The sequence below is a fragment of the Acinetobacter sp. 809848 genome (genome assembly GCF_000581275.1).
Taxonomy (GTDB): domain Bacteria; phylum Pseudomonadota; class Gammaproteobacteria; order Pseudomonadales; family Moraxellaceae; genus Acinetobacter; species Acinetobacter pittii.
The window spans coordinates 1-1,270 of the sequence record NZ_JEXG01000145.1 but is presented as its reverse complement, the minus strand read 5'-3'; the positions used below and the strand labels follow the sequence as shown (position 1 = coordinate 1,270).

Annotated in this window: 1 protein-coding gene; it reads left to right on the top strand. The window is 41.6% G+C overall.

What is annotated here, in order from left to right; translation table 11 throughout:
* Positions 1–1,178, top strand: a 1,178-nt coding sequence (locus J536_RS24450; RefSeq protein ID WP_032064291.1) for an amino acid permease, incomplete at its 5' end; no start/stop codon positions are given.
* Positions 1,179–1,270 lie beyond the last annotated feature (92 nt).

Here is a 1,270-nt window from a genome sequence, read left to right as displayed (position 1 = left end):
ATATGGCTTATGATTTGATTGGACCGTGGGCTGGCTACTATATCGGCTGGACCTATTGGTTAGGCTGGGTACTGGTCGGTATTGCTGATTTGTCTGCGGTCATTAACTATTTAAGTTTCTGGCTGCCCGAAGGCGCCAGTTTCTCACCCATGCAACAAGCCATGATTAGTTCAAGCTGTGTACTATTCATTTTAGGGCTTAACCTTCTTACCGTTAAGCTATTTGGTGAAGTTGAATTCTGGTTCGCACTCATTAAGATTTTGGCCATTATTGGCCTGATTGGAGTCGGTGGTTACATGCTCCTCACTCATTTTCAAGCTCCGCATGGTGAGGTTGTGAGTGTAAGTAATGTGTGGTCGCATGGCGGCATATTTCCAAAAGGCGTAAGCGGATTTTTGGCAGGTTTCCAGATTGCCGTTTTTGCCTTTATTGGCGTTGAATTGATTGGTACAACAGCCGCTGAAACGAAAGATCCAGAGAAAAATCTACCGAAGGCGATTAACGCGATTCCTGTACGTATTATTCTATTCTATGTGTTGGCACTCTTTGTGGTGATGTCAGTAACACCTTGGGATCACATTCGTGCAGATAAAAGTCCATTTGTTGAGTTGTTCTTAAATGCGGGTATTCCGATTTCAGCCATCATCATGAACTTAGTTGTACTGTCTTCAGTGATGTCTTCAATGAACAGCGGTGTGTTTTCAACCAGTCGTATGCTGTTCGGTTTATCGAAAGATGGTCAGGCGCCAAGTGCTTTGGGGCGTTTATCAAAACGTGCCGTACCTTCAAACGGTTTAATCTTCTCATGTATTTTCATTATGGGTGGGGCAGTGCTTCAGTACTTTGTTCCAAACACCATGGAAGCATTTACTTTGGCAAGTTCACTCTGCGTAATCCTGTTTATTAGTGTATGGCTTCTGATCATGGCATGCTATTTACGTTACCGTAAGTTGAGTCCGGAGTTACATGCTAAATCGACCTTTAAAATGCCGGGCGGGGTGTTGATGGCGTATGTTGTCATTGCATTTTTCTTGTTCACTTTAGTGATTTTGGCACTAGAACCAGATACATTAAAAGCGGTATATGTTAGTCCATTGTGGCTAGTTGTTTTAGGCGTTAGCTATCATGTGTTTTATAAACCACGCATGAAAAAACTAGGCCAAGAAACTTTTGATTAATTATTCATAATTTCAAAAAAGCCAATCATCTGTGATTGGCTTTTTTATTTAGGTTCTTTAATCAACCAACAAATGCTGATATTTATCGGCTT